At 64.6% G+C, this 15115-nt stretch carries 16 protein-coding genes; 13 read left to right on the plus strand and 3 right to left on the minus strand.

All coding sequences use genetic code 11. The features are described 5' to 3' along the window. Positions 1-356: 356 nt before the first annotated feature. From ACODS5_RS13255 to ACODS5_RS13290, 8 genes are all read left to right on the plus strand, one after another. Positions 357-728: a hypothetical protein gene (locus ACODS5_RS13255; protein WP_489108943.1), complete on the plus strand. Its 372-nt coding sequence runs from the start codon at positions 357-359 to the stop codon at positions 726-728. Then, positions 654-1749 (plus strand): peptide chain release factor 2 gene (prfB, locus tag ACODS5_RS13260; protein ID WP_489108942.1). Its coding sequence is split into 2 segments (ribosomal slippage): positions 654-725 and positions 727-1749, totalling 1095 coding nucleotides; the frame shifts between segments, so codons are not numbered across the junction. The genes ACODS5_RS13255 and prfB overlap by 75 nt, the downstream gene beginning before the upstream one ends. Positions 1750-1841: 92 nt before the next feature. After that, positions 1842-3344: a lysine--tRNA ligase gene (gene lysS / locus ACODS5_RS13265; RefSeq protein ID WP_134689574.1), complete on the plus strand. Its 1503-nt coding sequence runs from the start codon at positions 1842-1844 to the stop codon at positions 3342-3344. Between the two features lie 209 nt (positions 3345-3553). Beyond that, entirely contained in the window at positions 3554-4258 is a 705-nt protein-coding gene (locus ACODS5_RS13270) for a TetR/AcrR family transcriptional regulator (RefSeq protein ID WP_134689573.1), read from the plus strand. A 29-nt stretch (positions 4259-4287) separates the two neighbouring features. Next, the gene (locus tag ACODS5_RS13275) at positions 4288-4836 is read left to right on the plus strand and encodes a hypothetical protein (RefSeq protein ID WP_489108893.1); all 549 of its coding nucleotides are present in this window, start codon (positions 4288-4290) and stop codon (positions 4834-4836) included. Positions 4837-4897: 61 nt separating this feature from the next. After that, positions 4898-6175, plus strand: a complete 1278-nt coding sequence (locus ACODS5_RS13280) for a flavohemoglobin expression-modulating QEGLA motif protein (protein WP_134689571.1) — start codon at positions 4898-4900, stop codon at positions 6173-6175. Further along, positions 6147-7070, plus strand: coding sequence for an alpha/beta hydrolase (locus ACODS5_RS13285; RefSeq protein WP_134689570.1), 924 nt, complete (start codon positions 6147-6149; stop codon positions 7068-7070). The genes ACODS5_RS13280 and ACODS5_RS13285 overlap by 29 nt, the downstream gene beginning before the upstream one ends. Further along, positions 7067-7393 (plus strand): PA3694 family proteiin, encoded by a 327-nt coding sequence (locus tag ACODS5_RS13290; protein ID WP_134689569.1) that lies wholly within the window; start codon positions 7067-7069, stop codon positions 7391-7393. Before ACODS5_RS13285 ends, ACODS5_RS13290 begins: the two co-directional genes overlap by 4 nt. A 129-nt stretch (positions 7394-7522) precedes the next feature. Here ACODS5_RS13290 and lptF read toward each other — a convergent pair whose 3' ends face one another. The 3 genes from lptF to ACODS5_RS13305 form a co-directional block, all read right to left on the minus strand. Continuing rightward, the gene (gene lptF, locus ACODS5_RS13295) at positions 7523-8311 is read right to left on the minus strand and encodes a lipotoxin F family OmpA-related lipoprotein LptF (protein ID WP_134689568.1); all 789 of its coding nucleotides are present in this window, start codon (positions 8309-8311) and stop codon (positions 7523-7525) included. Between the two features lie 48 nt (positions 8312-8359). Further along, positions 8360-8773 carry a DUF4398 domain-containing protein gene (locus tag ACODS5_RS13300; protein ID WP_134689567.1) on the minus strand — a complete coding sequence of 138 codons (414 nt, stop codon included), beginning with the start codon at positions 8771-8773 and terminating at the stop codon, positions 8360-8362. 255 nt (positions 8774-9028) lie between these two features. Continuing rightward, positions 9029-9373, minus strand: coding sequence for a pilin assembly protein (locus ACODS5_RS13305; RefSeq protein WP_134689566.1), 345 nt, complete (start codon positions 9371-9373; stop codon positions 9029-9031). 144 nt (positions 9374-9517) lie between these two features. Between ACODS5_RS13305 and ppc the strand changes: the two genes are divergently transcribed. The 5 genes from ppc (at position 9518) to ACODS5_RS13330 (ending at position 15112) form a co-directional block, all read left to right on the plus strand. Continuing rightward, positions 9518-12145 carry a phosphoenolpyruvate carboxylase gene (gene ppc / locus ACODS5_RS13310; RefSeq protein ID WP_134689565.1) on the plus strand — a complete coding sequence of 876 codons (2628 nt, stop codon included), beginning with the start codon at positions 9518-9520 and terminating at the stop codon, positions 12143-12145. Positions 12146-12403: 258 nt separating this feature from the next. Further along, positions 12404-13054, plus strand: a complete 651-nt coding sequence (adk, locus tag ACODS5_RS13315; protein ID WP_134689564.1) for an adenylate kinase — start codon at positions 12404-12406, stop codon at positions 13052-13054. A gap of 88 nt (positions 13055-13142) precedes the next feature. Further along, positions 13143-13817, plus strand: a complete 675-nt coding sequence (gene tsaB, locus ACODS5_RS13320) for a tRNA (adenosine(37)-N6)-threonylcarbamoyltransferase complex dimerization subunit type 1 TsaB (RefSeq protein WP_489108894.1) — start codon at positions 13143-13145, stop codon at positions 13815-13817. A 131-nt stretch (positions 13818-13948) separates the two neighbouring features. Beyond that, positions 13949-14239: a hypothetical protein gene (locus ACODS5_RS13325; RefSeq protein WP_489108895.1), complete on the plus strand. Its 291-nt coding sequence runs from the start codon at positions 13949-13951 to the stop codon at positions 14237-14239. A gap of 3 nt (positions 14240-14242) precedes the next feature. Beyond that, positions 14243-15112, plus strand: a complete 870-nt coding sequence (locus ACODS5_RS13330) for a DUF72 domain-containing protein (protein ID WP_489108896.1) — start codon at positions 14243-14245, stop codon at positions 15110-15112. Positions 15113-15115: the final 3 nt, after the last annotated feature.

The following is a 15115-nucleotide window of genomic DNA, read 5'->3' on the forward strand; positions in this document are numbered from 1 at the left end:
GCTGAACAACAGATGAAATAAACGGCCGATCGGCCTGGCGATGATCCTGAACGACCAATTGGCTCTTGGAAGCCGCTTACTTTATTAGGATCGCCAGGCGCGAATGCTCATCGTGGCGCGGGATACGAGCCCAATAGACGCCGGATAGATTGAAGCAAGCCATCCATTCCATCTGATGAACAGTATTGCAAAAAATGGGGTGACCATAGATTTGTCGTGGCAAAAAGGAACCAAAAACCGTGCGCTCCATTCATCCGGCCCCTACGCTTCGCTCCGGGGTTCCCTCACTCCGGCCTTGCTCCCGGGAGGACCGCGCTGTAGGGCCCATCCTGGGCCCCAGCGCTTGACGGGCATCCATGCCCGTCACCTCCCTTCGCAAGGCCTGCGTTCGGCCTCCTGAAGTCGCGAAGTTAGGGGTGGCGCCTGCACTGGCGCAGCTGTCGCTCGCTGGGGGTGGCGTTAGCCTCTTGATCGGCAACGGCAACGGCAACGGCAACGGCAAGGGCAACGGCAAGGGCAAGGGCAAGGGCAAGGGCAAGGGCAACACTGCGTTCATGGAATGCGTCCATGCCGCCCGGCGGGTCTGCCGCCAACCCCGAGACTCGGTTATACTCGCGGGCTTTTCACCGAATTCGCACGAGAGCTGCCCGCCCATGGAAATCCAACCGATCCTGAACACCATCAAGGACCTCACCGAGCGTTCCCAGTCCATTCGGGGGTATCTTTGACTACGATCACAAACATGATCGTCTGGTCGAAGTAAACCGCGAGCTGGAAGACGCCGCTGTCTGGAACAAGCCCGAGTACGCCCAGGCCCTGGGCCGCGAGCGCGCCATGTTGGCGCAGGTGGTCGAGACCCTCGATAAACTGTCCAACGGCCTGACCGACTGCAAGGACCTGCTCGACATGGCTGTCGAAGAGGGCGATGAAGGCGCTGTCAGCGATGTCGAGACCGAGCTGCAAGGGCTTGAGGAATCCCTCGCCCAGCTCGAGTTCCGTCGCATGTTCAGCGGCGAGATGGACATGAACAACGCCTACCTGGACATCCAGGCCGGCTCCGGCGGCACCGAGGCCCAGGACTGGGCCAACATCCTGCTGCGCATGTACCTGCGCTGGGCCGACAAGCGTGGTTTCGACGCCACCATCATCGAACTGTCCGAAGGTGAAGTCGCCGGTATCAAGGGCGCCACCGTGCACATCAAGGGCGAGTACGCCTTCGGCTGGCTGCGCACCGAGATCGGCGTGCACCGCCTGGTGCGCAAGAGCCCGTTCGACTCCGGTGCCCGTCGCCACACCTCGTTCTCGGCGGTATTCGTCTCGCCCGAGATCGACGACAAGGTCGAGATCGAGATCAACCCGTCCGACCTGCGCATCGACACCTACCGCTCCTCCGGTGCCGGCGGTCAGCACGTCAACACCACCGACTCCGCGGTACGTATCACCCACGTGCCGACCAACACCGTGGTGGCCTGCCAGAACGAACGCTCCCAGCACGCCAACAAGGACACCGCCATGAAAATGCTGCGGGCCAAGTTGTACGAACTGGAAATGCAAAAACGCAACGCCGCTTCCCAGGCGCTGGAAGACAGCAAGTCGGACATCGGCTGGGGCCACCAGATCCGTTCCTACGTGCTCGATGACTCGCGCATCAAGGACCTGCGTACCGGCGTCGAGCGCAGCGACTGCCAGAAGGTCCTGGACGGCGACCTCGACCAGTATCTGGAAGCGAGCCTCAAGCAGGGGCTGTAAGCATCACCGCCGTGGCGGGCCCGTGGGAGCGGGCTTGCCCCGCGATCCCTCACCCGCGAGGGCAACGAATACCTGATGGAAAGAATGACGACATGAGCGACCTCAAGACCGAAGCGCAAGACCTGCAACAGGAAGAAAACGCCCTGATCGCCCTGCGCAAGGAAAAACTTGCCGCAGAGCGCGCCAAGGGCAATGCCTTCCCCAACGACTTCCGCCGCGACAGCTACTGCAACGACCTGCAGAAACAGTACGCGGACAAGACCAAGGAAGAGCTGGAAGCAGCCGCGATTCCGGTCAAGGTTGCCGGTCGCATCATGCTCAACCGTGGCTCGTTCATGGTCATCCAGGACATGACCGGGCGCATTCAGGTCTACGTCAACCGCAAGACCCTGCCAGAAGAAACCCTGGCCGCGGTCAAGACCTGGGACCTGGGCGACATCATCAGCGCCGAAGGCACCCTGGCCCGTTCCGGCAAGGGCGACCTGTACGTTGAAATGACCAATGTGCGCCTGCTGACCAAGTCGCTGCGTCCGCTGCCGGACAAGCACCACGGCCTGACCGACACCGAACAGCGCTACCGCCAGCGCTATGTCGACCTGATGGTCAACGAGGAAACCCGCCACACCTTCCGTGTGCGTTCGCAGGTGATCTCGCACATCCGCAAGTTCCTCATCGAGCGCGACTTCCTCGAAGTCGAGACGCCGATGCTGCAGACCATCCCCGGCGGCGCCGCGGCCAAGCCGTTCGAAACCCACCACAACGCCCTGGACATGGCCATGTTCCTGCGTATCGCCCCGGAGCTGTACCTCAAGCGCCTGGTGGTCGGTGGTTTCGAGAAAGTCTTCGAGATCAACCGCAACTTCCGTAACGAAGGCGTTTCGACCCGGCACAACCCCGAGTTCACCATGCTCGAGTTCTACCAGGCCTACGCCGACTACCGCGACAACATGGACCTCACCGAGGAACTGTTCCGCGAGCTGGCGCAGCTGGTGCTGGGCAGCACCGACGTGCCGTATGGCGACAAGGTATTCCACTTCGGCGAGCCGTTCGTGCGCCTGTCGGTGTTCGACTCGATCCTCAAGTACAACCCCGAGCTGACCGCCGCCGACCTGCAAGACGTCGACCGTGCCCGCGACATCGCCAAGAAGGCCGGCGCCAAGGTGCTCGGCCATGAAGGCCTGGGCAAGCTGCAGGTGATGATTTTCGAGGAACTGGTCGAGCACAAGCTGGAGCAGCCGCACTTCATCACCGAGTACCCGTTCGAAGTCTCGCCGCTGGCCCGTCGCAACGACGACAACCCGGCCGTGACCGACCGTTTCGAGCTGTTCATCGGTGGCCGCGAGATCGCCAACGCCTACTCCGAGCTCAACGATGCCGAAGACCAGGCCGAGCGCTTCCTGGCTCAGGTAGCCGAGAAGGACGCCGGTGACGACGAAGCCATGCACTACGACGCCGACTTCGTTCGCGCCCTGGAGTACGGCATGCCACCGACCGCCGGTGAAGGCATCGGCATCGACCGCCTGGTGATGCTGTTGACCAACTCGCCGTCGATTCGTGATGTGATTCTGTTCCCGCACATGCGTCCACAGGCCTGAGTGATGTGAACAAGCCGCCTTTCGAGGCGGCTTTTTCTTGCCTGAAGCTTTATGTTGTCTGTACTGGCCTCTTCGCGGGGCAAGCCCGTTCCTACAGGTATAGCGCCGGCCAGGAATGCTGTGCTGTACCTGTAGGAGCGGGCTTGCCCCGCGAATGGGCCGGTACAGGCAACCCACTGTTCGTGAGGTAAACCAGAGTGACCCCCGCAATGCCCCACCAAGGCGCCGCCGGCATCGCCACCGCCGTCGCTGAGAGCGTGCAGTACCAGGGCCGCAAGACCGCCCGCCAGGGCAGCGAGCAGCGCCGCCAGCAGATTCTCGACGCGGCCATGCGCATCGTCGTGCGTGATGGCGTGCGTGGCGTGCGCCACCGCGCCGTGGCGGCTGAAGCCGGTGTGCCGCTGTCGGCCACCACCTATTACTTCAAGGACATCCAGGACCTGCTGGCCGACACCTTCGCCCAGTATGTCGAGCGCAGCGCCGCCTACATGGCCAAGCTGTGGACCAATACCGAAGGCGTGTTGCGCCAGTTGCTCGCCCAGGGCGACGGCACGGCTCAGGCCCGGGCGCAACTGGCCGATGAAGTGGCGCGCATGCTGGCTGACTACGTCCTGCGCCAGCTTAACAATCGCCGCGACTTCCTCATGGCCGAGCAGGCCTTCCGCCAGGAGGCGCTGCTGTGTCGTCGCCTGGCAGAGCTGGTACAGGCTCACGAGCAGATCTTGCTGCATGGCGCACGGCAGATATTGCAAGTGGTCGGCTCGCGTCACCCCGAGCAGGACGCCCAGATGTTGACGGCGATAATCGAGCAGATGGAATATCAGGGCCTGCTCGAGGACGCGAATGCACGGGCCGATGAGCAGATGCTCGCTATCCTTGTCCGATACTTGCAGATGGTGCTGGTTTCGGCCTGAGTGGCGAACGATTTTTCAAGGAGAAGCGGATGAAAGCCTGGCGTGTGGTGTTGTTGACCTTGTCATTCCTCCTGCTGGGCGGTTGTCTGGTGACCTTCGACGAACCGCTGCCGGCCAACCAGGCGGCGCCTAAAGCCTTGCTTGGCCAATGGAGCAGCAAGGACGCCTGGGGCCAGCCGTTGAGGTTGAGCATCAGCCGCGCCGGTGGCAATACCTACAAGGCCGTGGCCCGCGCCCAGGGCAAGGAGCCCGAGGAATATGCCTTCACCGTGGCCCGGCATGGCAACCGCTGGTACCTGTCGGCTGGCGTGCCCAAGCGCCTGGGCGGCAATTTCCTGATTGGTGGTTTCGATATCGTCGATGGCAAGGAGCTGGTGATCTACAACCTCGATGTCGAACAGGTGCAGCAGGCTGTGGCCAAGAAGGAACTGAGCGGGCGCAGTACCGCGGTGCCGGACGACAACGGCGAGGGCGTGCTGATCGATAGCCCGGCGCAGCGGGTGCTGGCGTACCTGGACGACCCGGCCAACTCGGACCTGTTCGTTGAGGTGGCGCGCTTCCAGCGTGCCGCCAAGTAGCAGGGCGCGGTTCGCCGGCCTTGCCGGCGAACCAGGCTCATTCGAATGCAAGGAGTCCCCGGTGGACGAATACCAGCAAACCATCCGCAGCTTGTCCGACCGTATCGTCGCCGCGCAGACCCCGATCCGCGTGCTCGACGCGGTCAAGTGGGACGACGGCATCCGCCAGGGTTTTCTCAAGGCCAAGGGCAAGGAGCCGCCGGCAGTGGACCGGGCCTACTACCAGAGCCGCCCGCTGTCGTTCGACTCCAATGCGCTCAAGGCTGAATTCCAGGGCATCGAACGCGATATCACCCGTCAGCTTGGCCAGTTCAACCCGGTCGGGCAGATCATGCGGCGCATGTGCAAGGAATACCGCATGGTGGTGCGCATGCTCGAGGCGCGCGGTACCGAGGACTTCGGCCTGATCTCCCAAGAGCTCTACGGGGCAGCCTCGGACGCGTTCCACGCCGGTGACCCGACCCTGGCCGACCTGGGCCTGATGCTCTCGGACTACCTGAACAACATCGACGGTCGCGGCGACCTGAAGGACGAGCCGAAGAACCTCACGGCGAAAGAGGCGGTGGCGATCCTGCAGCGCCGCCTGAACAAGGTGTTCGGCGAGGCGGAGGAAACCATCCGCGTGTTCGAGTCCGACGGTATCGTCGCCGACGCCGCGGCGGGGGCCGACTACATCAAGGTGCGCGCCGACGCCATGTTCAACAGCCGCGACGTGCGGGCACTGGAGGTGCACGAGGGCCTGGTGCATGTCGGCACCACCCTCAACGGCCTCAACCAGCCGATCTGCACCTTCCTGGCCAAGGGCCCGCCCTCGTCCACGGTGACCCAGGAAGGCCTGGCCATCCTCATGGAGGTGATCGCCTTCGCCTCCTACCCCAGCCGCCTGCGCAAGCTCACCAACCGCACCCGCGCCATCCACATGGTCGAGGAGGGCGCGGACTTCCTGCAGGTCTTCGAGTTCTTCCGTGGCCAGGGCTTCGAGATGGGCCAGAGCTACAGCAACGCCAGCCGGGTGTTCCGCGGCTCGGTGCCCAATGGCCTGCCATTCACCAAGGACTTGTCCTACCTCAAGGGCTTCATCATGGTTTACAACTACATTCAGTTGGCCGTGAAGAAGGGCAAGCTGGAGCAGATCCCCTTGCTGTTCTGCGGCAAGACCACCCTGGAAGACATGCGCACGCTGCGCCAGCTGGTCGAGGAAGGCCTGGTGGAGCCGCCCAAGTACCTGCCCGAGCAGTTCCGCGACCTCAACGCGCTGTCGGCCTGGATGTGCTTTTCCAACTTCCTCAACCACCTGAGCCTGGACCGCATTGAAGCCGACTACGCGAACATTCTCTGACGCCTGGCGTCACCTCGCCCTCGGCCTGGGGTTGCTGCTGTTGGCCGGCTGCAGCAGCCTGCTGTTCTACCCCGAGCCAGGCCAGCCGTTTACCCCGGCGAAGGCCCGGCTCGCCTACCAGGACCTGACCCTGACCGCCACCGACGGCACCCGTCTGCACGGCTGGTGGTTGCCGGTGCCCGAAGGTGTCGCGATCAAGGGCACGGTGCTGCACTTGCATGGCAACGGTGGCAATCTGGCTTGGCACCTTGGCGGCAGCTACTGGTTGCCGAAGGAAGGCTACCAGGTACTGATGATCGACTACCGCGGTTACGGCCTGTCCCAGGGCAAGCCGACGCTGCCCGAGGTGTATGGCGACATCGCCGCGGCGTTGAGCTGGCTCGACCAGGCGCCCCAGGCGCAAGGCAAGCCGTTGGTGCTGCTGGGGCAGAGCCTTGGCGGGGCCATGGCCATCCACTACCTGGCGCAACACCCGCAACAGCGCCAGCGCTTCAGCGCCTTGGTGTTCGATGGCGTGCCGGCCAGCTACCGCGCGGTGGGGCGCTACGCGTTGAGCACGTCCTGGATGACCTGGCCCCTGCAGGTGCCGTTGTCGTGGCTGGTGCCGGACGGCGACAGCGCGATCCGTTCGATCGAGCGCCTGGACAGCCCACCGAAACTGTTCTTCCACAGCATCGACGACAACCTGGTGCCGCTGGCCAACGGCCTGCGCCTGTACCAGCACGCGCCCCCGCCACGGGTGCTGCAACTGACTCGCGGCGACCATGTGCAGACCTTCGCCGACCCGACCTGGCGCCAGGTGATGCTGCGCTTTCTGGACGACCCCACGCACTTCAATGGCCTGCGCCGCTTGGCCGAAGTGCCCAACTACCCTGACGAGAAAAACGCGCAATGAGTGAAGAACGCAACGCCATCCCCCTGATCCTGACCGGTGTCGGCAGCATCATCGTGACGGTGGGGGTCCTCTGGTACTACGGCTACCTGCATTTCGCCAAGCCGCAGGATGCGCTGCTGTTGCAGGACTTCACCATGCTCAAGACCATTCCCGGCGAGGACTACAAGCTTTCCCTGACCCCGGCGCCACAGGTGGCGCAGTGCATCGATGGCGTGCTGGTGCTGTTCGATACCGAGCAGAAGGGCCTGACCGGCGTGTTGGTGGACAACCGCAAGCGTGCGGTGCGTTGCATGGGGCAGGAGACGCCGCAGCAGGTGCAGTGAGAGGGCGGGGGTTAGAGAGTGCAATTCTGTTGCCGTACCTCGTAGCACTTATGAGTTTCGAGAGCTCGAAGACTGGCATGCATGAAAAACCCCGCCATCAGGCGGGGCTTTTCACTGCATCTGCGTGACTTACTGCACTTGGCTTACTGCGCGCGGCGCCACCGGCTGGTTGTCGTTGGAGATGGTCACCTCCACCCGACGGTTCTGCGCACGGCCCGAGTTGCTGCCGTTGTCGGCCACCGGATACTCCTTGCCGTAACCCTGGGCGACGATGCGCGCAGGGTCGACGCCGGCACGCACCAGCGCCATGCGTACCGAACCTGCGCGGCGCTCGGACAGGGTCTGGTTGTAGTTGGCCGAGCCGACGCTGTCGGTATAGCCCTCGACGATCACCTTGCGCTCAGGGTTCTCCTGGAGGAACTGGGCCAGCTTGGTGATGTTCGGGTAGGCGCTGCTCTTGAGGTTGGCCTTGTTGAAGTCGAACAGCACGTCGCCGAAGGTCACCAGGGTGCCGCGATCGGTCTGCTTGGCGTTGAGGCTGTCCTGCAGCTTCTTGATCTGCGCGTCGCGGGCGTCCAGCTTGGCCTGGGCGCGCTGGGCCGCGGCATTCTTCAGGTCGGCCTCTGCGGTGCGCAGGGCGATGGTCTGCTTGGCTACTTCCACGCGCTGGTTGGTCAGGTAGGCGAGCTGGTCGACCTTCTTCTCGTTCTCACGGTCCATGTAGGCCTTGTCGGCTTTGTTCAGCCAGTCCTGGGCGTCCTTGGTCTCCAGCGCGGCCACCTTGCTCGACTGCGGATCGCTCTGCAGGGCCGAGAAGTTGGTGCGGGCCGATTCCAGGTTGGCGTTCGGGTCGTGGGAGCAGGCAGCCAGGCCTACGCTCAGGGCCAGCAGGGCGGGAATCATGATGTGTTTGCGCATAGTGTTCATCCTTTGATCTCTAACGAAGGCTCAAGTGGCGGGGCAGGCTCATTCGGCGCTGCGCAGGCCTTCCTCACGTACGTCGTTGACACCCTGGCGGGCATCCTGCACGGCTTTCTGGGCCTTGGCGGCCTGGGCCTTGCGCTCGGCGACGCGGGCGTCCCACTCGGCCTGTTCGGCGAGCAGCTTGGCCTCGTCGTACTGCTTGTCATGCATGGCGATCTCGGCCTTCTTGAACTTGTCCTGGGCGGCTTTCATTTCCACCGCGGCAAACTCGGTACCGCCTGCACTCACCGCCGAGTTGACCGCCGACTGGGTCACGGCGTATTGCTCGGTAGGCGGTTTGCCCGCGCAACCGGCCAGCACCAGGCTGCTGCCCAGGGCCAGCGCGGCCAGCTTGAGCCCGCGCAGGTGAGTGGAAGTAGGTTTTTCGATGCGGGTCTTCATGGTGGTCAACTCCATTGGGTCACTCCTGTTAAACGACGATGGCCGCTACGGGTTCATCGCTGTTCCCCTGTCGCCAGGCGAGCGCGGCAACGCCCGGGTCTTAAGGGTTTTGCCGTGATGGCTATTGGCTGTGACCGAGGCGTTTTTTGAATAGTTCAGAAAAATTTGCACGCTAAAGGTATTTTTTTCTGACTAATTGGTCAGCGGATTTGACCAGGAACTTACGCGGCCGATGGCGGTATGCCGGGCCTTGCCCGGCACCCGCGAAGCTCAGTGCGAGGGGTCTTCCTGCACTCGGCCAAGGGCCTGCAGGTGGCGGCGGGAGAGGGCCAGAAAGCGCGGGGTAGGGCCGATGTCCTCGTACAGTGGATCGCCTTCCTCGTCGGTGGCGATCACCTGTTGGCCCTTGATGTAGGGGAAGCTGGCTTCCAGCTCCTCGAGCGCGGCGGCCACCAGCTCACCGAGCAGTTCCTCGGGGCTGCGCTTGGGGTACATCTCGATCAGCGCGGCCAGGCGCGCTTCGGCTTCCATGTCCAGGTGCAGGACATGGCCGGTCGGGCTCAGGCGGCCGGAGGCATTCTGTTCCCAGTGCTGGGCGAGTTCGCGGATTTTCATGATGACCTCTGTCAAAGCCTCGAAAGTGGCATTGCTTCGGATGACCTGTGTTCACTTTAGTTGCTTTGCGCGTTCCCGGCTTGCCAGGCGCGCGGCTTGGTGGGCACTCTTGGGGCCTGCTGTTTCCCGGAATGGAGAGGCCCGATGAGCGATATCGATCTGCGCTTGCGTGAGGATGTGCATCTGTTGGGGGAGCTGCTGGGCGAGACCATTCGCCAGCAGCATGGCGAGGCGTTCCTGCAGAAGATCGAGGACATTCGCCACAGTGCCAAGGCCGACCGGCGCGATGCCGGCGAGCAGTTGAGTTCGACCCTGGGCGACCTTGCCGAGCAAGACCTGCTGCCGGTGGCGCGGGCGTTCAACCAGTTCCTCAACCTGGCCAATATCGCCGAGCAGTACCAGCTGATCCACCGCCGCGACGCCGACCAGCCCGCGCCGTTCGAGGCGCGGGTACTGCCCGAGCTGCTGGCGCGGTTGCAGGCCGCGGGGCACGCCAATGATGCCCTGGCCCGCCAACTGGCCAGGCTGGATATCGAGCTGGTGCTCACCGCCCATCCCACTGAAGTGGCCCGCCGCACGCTGATCCAGAAGTACGACGCCATCGCCGCGCAACTGGCGGCGCAGGACCACCGCGACCTGCTTCCCGTCGAACGCCAGCAAGTGCGCGAGCGCCTGCGCCGACTGATCGCCGAGGCCTGGCACACCGAGGAGATCCGCCGCACCCGGCCGACCCCGGTGGACGAGGCCAAATGGGGCTTCGCGGTGATCGAGCATTCGCTGTGGCAAGCGATCCCCAATCACCTGCGCAAGGTCGACGGCGCGCTGCACGATGCCACCGGCCTGCGCTTGCCGCTGGAGGCGGCACCGGTGCGTTTCGCCTCCTGGATGGGCGGTGACCGCGACGGCAACCCCAATGTCACCGCGGCGGTAACCCGTGAAGTGCTGCTGCTGGCGCGCTGGATGGCCGCCGACCTGTTCCTGCGCGATATCGACCAGCTGGCCGCCGAATTGTCCATGCAGCAGGCCAGCCCGGCACTGCGCGCCCAGGTCGGCGACAGTGCCGAGCCGTACCGCGCCTTGCTCAAGCAGTTGCGTGACCGCCTGCGCGCCACCCGGGCCTGGGCCCATGCCTCGCTGGCGGCGACGCAGCCGGCCAGCGCCGCAGTGCTGGTCGACAACTGCGACCTGATCGCGCCATTGCAGCTGTGTTATCACTCGCTGCATGAGTGTGGCATGGGCGTTATCGCCGATGGGCCGTTGCTCGACTGCCTGCGCCGGGCGGTGACCTTCGGCCTGTTCCTGGTGCGCCTTGATGTGCGCCAGGACGCCGCCCGCCATCGTGATGCGCTGTCGGAAATTACCGATTACCTTGGGCTGGGGCGCTATGCCGATTGGGACGAGGAGGCGCGCATCGCTTTCCTCCAGGCCGAGCTGAAGAACCGTCGGCCATTGCTGGCGGCGCACTTCCAGCCCGAGGCCGACACTGCCGAAGTACTGGCCACCTGTCGCGAGATCGCGGCCGCGCCAGCGGCCTCGTTGGGCTCCTACGTGATCTCCATGGCCGGCGCCGCCTCGGATGTGCTGGCAGTGCAGCTGCTGCTCAAGGAGGCTGGCTTGACCCGGCCCATGCGGGTGGTGCCGCTGTTCGAGACCTTGGCCGACCTGGACAACGCCGGCCCGGTCATGCAACGCCTGCTGGGGCTACCCGGCTACCGCGCCGGCCTGCACGGTCCGCAGGAGGTGATGATCGGCTACTCGGACTCGGCCAAGGACGCCGGCACCACCGCCGCCGCCTGGGCCCAGTACCGCGCCCAGGAGAACCTGGTGCGTATCTGTCGCGAGCATCAGGTCGAGCTGTTGTTGTTCCATGGCCGTGGCGGCACGGTTGGCCGCGGCGGCGGCCCGGCCCATGCGGCGATCCTGTCGCAGCCACCGGGCTCGGTGGACGGGCGCTTGCGCACCACCGAGCAGGGCGAAATGATCCGCTTCAAGTTCGGCCTGCCCGGCATTGCCGAGCAGAACCTCAACCTTTACCTGGCCGCGGTGCTGGAAGCGACCTTGCTGCCGCCACCGCCGCCGCAGCCAGCCTGGCGCGCGCTGATGGACCAGTTGGCGGCCGATGGGGTCAAGGCTTATCGCGGCGTGGTGCGCGACAACCCGGACTTCGTCGAGTATTTCCGCGAGTCGACGCCGGAGCAGGAGCTGGGTCGCCTGCCGCTGGGCAGTCGCCCGGCCAAGCGCCGCGCCGGCGGTATCGAGAGCCTGCGGGCCATTCCCTGGATTTTCGGCTGGACCCAGACGCGGCTGATGCTGCCCGCCTGGCTGGGCTGGGAAACCGCGCTGAACAATGCCCTGGCCCGCGGCCAGGGTGAACTGCTGGCGCAGATGCGCGAGCAATGGCCGTTCTTCCGTACCCGCATCGACATGCTGGAGATGGTCCTGGCCAAGGCCGACGCGCAGATTGCCGAGGCCTACGACCAACGTCTGGTGCAACCTGCGCTGCTGCCCCTGGGCGCGCACCTACGCGACCTATTGTCGCAGTCTTGCCAGGTGGTACTGGGTTTGACCGGCCAGCCGGTGCTACTCGCGCACAGCCCGGAAACCCTGGAATTCATCCGCTTGCGCAACACCTACCTGGACCCGTTGCACCGCCTGCAGGCTGAGCTGCTGGCACGCTCGCGCAGCCGTGAAGCCGCTCTGGACAGCCCGTTGGAGCAGGCCTTGCTGGTGACCGTGGCGGGTATCGCGGCGGGCTTGCGCAATACCGGTTGAAGGGCCGGGGCGCCAGGTCACCCGGGTGTGCTGCCTGGGGCCCCGCGCGGGCATGATGCCTGGTTGCGCCGGGCGCAACCGCCCCCCTGGCGGGCCGCAAGTGGCGCATTCCTGCCACTTTGGGACGCTTGTCGGGGGGGCGGGCGCTGTGTATCTTGATCAGCCTTTTGACCGATTTTGCGGTCTCATCCGATTTTCCGGAGTTGGCCTTGTGCGCCGAATCCGTTGATTTGCATAGAAAAATATGAGGAGCACAAGATGCGCGTAATTCTGCTGGGAGCTCCCGGGGCCGGTAAAGGTACTCAGGCAAAGTTCATCACCGAAAAGTTCGGTATTCCCCAGATCTCCACCGGTGACATGCTGCGTGCCGCCGTCAAGGCCGGCACCCCGCTGGGCCTGGAACTCAAGAAAGTCATGGATGCCGGCCAGCTGGTCTCCGACGAGCTGATCATCAGCCTGGTCAAGGAGCGCATCGCCCAGCCGGACTGCGCCAACGGCTGCCTGTTCGACGGTTTCCCGCGCACCATCCCGCAGGCTGAAGCCATGGTCGCTGCCGGTGTCGACATCGACGCCGTGGTCGAGATCGCCGTGGACGACGAAGAGATCGTCGGGCGCATGGCCGGTCGCCGCGTGCACCTGGCCTCGGGTCGCACCTACCACATCCAGTACAACCCGCCGAAGGTTGCAGGCAAGGACGACGCCACTGGCGAAGACCTGATCCAGCGCGACGACGACAAGGAAGAGACCGTGCGTCATCGCCTGTCGGTCTATCACAGCCAGACCAAGCCGCTGGTGGACTTCTACCAGAAGCTGTCGGCCGCCAACGCCGGCAAGCCGAAGTACAGCCATATCGAAGGCGTTGGCTCGGTCGAGTCGATCACCGCCAAGGTGCTGGCAGCCCTGAGCTGATCCGCCACCGTGCGTCACGACGGCCCGCTTGCGGGCCGTTGTCGTTTATACTGCCGCTCTTTTTCCTATCGCCTGGATACCTTGCTCGATGACCACCTTGCTGGCCCTGGATACCGCCACCGAAGCCTGTTCCGTCGCCCTGCTGCATGATGGCAAGGTGACCAGCCATTACGAGGTGGCCCCGCGCCTGCACGCGAAGAAGCTGCTGCCGCTGATCAAGCAGCTGCTGGCCGACTCGGGCGTGGCCTTGAGCGCGGTGGATGCCATCGCCTTCGGTCGTGGCCCCGGTGCCTTCACCGGCGTGCGTATCGCCATTGGCGTGGTCCAGGGCCTGGCCTTCGCCCTCGAGCGCCCGGTGCTGCCGGTATCCAACCTGGCCGCGCTGGCCCAGGGCGCGCTGCGTGAGCGTGGTGCGCAGCAGGTGGCCGCGGCCATCGATGCGCGCATGGACGAGGTGTACTGGGGCTGCTACCAGGCGCATCAGGGCGAAATGCGCCTGGTCGGCCACGAGGCAGTGCTGCCGCCGGAGCGCGTTGCCCTGCCATCCGGGCTGGGCGGTGAGTGGTTCGGCGCCGGCAGTGGCTGGGGCTATGCCGAGCGCCTGGCGGTGCAGGTCGCCGCCAGCGATGCCTGCGCGTTGCCCAGCGCCCAGGATATCCTGACCTTGGCCGGCTTTGCCTGGGCCCGGGGCGAGGCGGTCGCCGCCGAGCAGGCGCAACCGGTGTACCTGCGCGATAATGTGGCTACGCCCAAGGCGCGCTGAAGGCAGTTCGTCGGCTATCGCCGATCACGATAAAACCTTTTGCGCGATCTGTGGTCCAGTTATCAGTTCGGGCATTAGCGAAGGATTCCTGATGCTGCTAAATTGCCATCATTGATCCTGAGTGCCTTTTCATGCGTATCGACGGTTTTTCCTCATCGATCTACCCCATCAAGCGCGCGCCGCGCAAGGCGTTGGCCCGTGACGAAAACATCGACGAGGCCGATGCCGAGATCATCGACGACACCGACGCGCAGATCAGCCGCGCCAGCCGTCGCAGCGAGAACCTCCCAGCTCGTCAGCAGGACCTGATCTTCCCCCGCGCCCGTGACCGACGCACGGCCTCGGCCCTGGCCAGCTACCTGACCACTGCCGGCTTCACCGACTGGGAGATGGAAGTGCTGGGGCTGGACCTGTACATTTGATGGATGACGCCATCAGCCCTGCCTTATTTTCTCGGTTGTCCGTCCTGGGCTGAAAATGCCTGGCGCGACTATCTCTATCCCGCCGACGCGCGCTCCGGCGAGTACCTTGGGCTGTACAGCCAGGTGTTCAACGCCGTCGAGGGCAATACCACCTTCTATGCCCGTCCAGCCCCCACCACCGTCGAGCGCTGGGCGCAACTCATGCCGCCGGGGTTTCGCTTCACTGCCAAGTTCCCTGGTGATGTCAGCCATGCTGGCGACCTGCGCGAACAACTCGATTCGGCCCGCAACTTCACTCAGCTGATGGCGCCACTGGGCGCGCGGGTATCCCCGTACTGGCTGCAGTTACCTGCGATGTTCGGCCCGACGCGGTTGGGTGAATTGGCGTGTTTCCTCGATGAGATCGGCGTGCCGGTGGCGGTGGAGGTGCGCAACGATGCGTTCTTTGCTCGTGGCGAAGAGGAGCGCCTGCTCAACCGCCTGTTGCGTGAGCGGGGTGTCGAACGTATCTGCCTCGATCCACGCGCGCTGTTCAGTTGCGCGTCCCGCGAGCCCGCTGTGCTTCACGCCCAGTCCAAGAAGCCCAAGGTGCCGCCGCGCCCCGCTGCGTTCAGCCTGCATCCTCAGGTGCGCTTCATCGGCCATCCGGAGTTGGCGGCCAACGAGCCTTTCCTCACGCCCTGGGTCGACAAGGTGGCGGCCTGGATCGAAGAGGGGCGCAGCCCTTATGTCTTCCTGCACACCTCGGACAACCGCCTCGCCGCAGCGCTTGCCCAGCGTTTTCACCAGCGTCTGATGGCCCGCCTGCCGGGGCTGGCGCCCCTGGCGGAATTGCCACGCGCCCCGGAGGTCGAACAACTGGGGCTACTTTGACCT

Source organism: Pseudomonas sp. FG47 (assembly GCF_057809115.1).

Coding starts and splice junctions, on each gene's coding strand:
- ACODS5_RS13255 (WP_489108943.1), top strand. CDS start 357: ATGCCCGTCACCTCCCTTCGCAAGGCCTGCGTTCGGCCTCCTGAAGTC.
- lysS (WP_134689574.1), top strand. CDS start 1,842: ATGAGCGACCTCAAGACCGAAGCGCAAGACCTGCAACAGGAAGAAAAC.
- ACODS5_RS13270 (WP_134689573.1), top strand. CDS start 3,554: ATGCCCCACCAAGGCGCCGCCGGCATCGCCACCGCCGTCGCTGAGAGC.
- ACODS5_RS13275 (WP_489108893.1), top strand. CDS start 4,288: ATGAAAGCCTGGCGTGTGGTGTTGTTGACCTTGTCATTCCTCCTGCTG.
- ACODS5_RS13290 (WP_134689569.1), top strand. CDS start 7,067: ATGAGTGAAGAACGCAACGCCATCCCCCTGATCCTGACCGGTGTCGGC.
- lptF (WP_134689568.1), bottom strand. CDS start 8,311: ATGCGCAAACACATCATGATTCCCGCCCTGCTGGCCCTGAGCGTAGGC.
- ACODS5_RS13300 (WP_134689567.1), bottom strand. CDS start 8,773: ATGGAGTTGACCACCATGAAGACCCGCATCGAAAAACCTACTTCCACT.
- ACODS5_RS13305 (WP_134689566.1), bottom strand. CDS start 9,373: ATGAAAATCCGCGAACTCGCCCAGCACTGGGAACAGAATGCCTCCGGC.
- ppc (WP_134689565.1), top strand. CDS start 9,518: ATGAGCGATATCGATCTGCGCTTGCGTGAGGATGTGCATCTGTTGGGG.
- adk (WP_134689564.1), top strand. CDS start 12,404: ATGCGCGTAATTCTGCTGGGAGCTCCCGGGGCCGGTAAAGGTACTCAG.
- tsaB (WP_489108894.1), top strand. CDS start 13,143: ATGACCACCTTGCTGGCCCTGGATACCGCCACCGAAGCCTGTTCCGTC.
- ACODS5_RS13325 (WP_489108895.1), top strand. CDS start 13,949: ATGCGTATCGACGGTTTTTCCTCATCGATCTACCCCATCAAGCGCGCG.
- ACODS5_RS13330 (WP_489108896.1), top strand. CDS start 14,243: ATGACGCCATCAGCCCTGCCTTATTTTCTCGGTTGTCCGTCCTGGGCT.